1 protein-coding gene is annotated in these 243 nt (G+C 49.0%); it reads left to right on the forward strand.

The genetic code is table 11. From position 1 onward, the window contains the following. Positions 1-4 precede the first annotated feature (4 nt). The coding region (locus FS628_RS33370) for a DUF4385 family protein (RefSeq protein WP_369008924.1) at positions 5-243 on the forward strand (239 nt) is incomplete at its 3' end.

The raw sequence follows: 243 nt of genomic DNA on the forward strand, positions 1-243 counted from the left end.
CACCATCAATTATCAAGAGCTACATCTCCGCAAACATCCTGACCTCTACACCGTACACCGCCCCCACCACGGTGTTCTCATGCTTGACCCCTACAAACCCCAAATTCTCCCACACTCCCGCTTCAACACACCCCAGATTCCCACAGGCTCATCCCACAACATCTATCACCTCTTTTTCCACTATAACAAAAACCCACATTTCCTTCCTATCCATATCCCTCCCAAATTTCTCCAGATGGGCTA

The sequence above is a fragment of the Paenibacillus xylanexedens genome, from assembly GCF_007676705.1.
Taxonomy (GTDB): Bacteria; Bacillota; Bacilli; order Paenibacillales; family Paenibacillaceae; genus Paenibacillus; species Paenibacillus xylanexedens_C.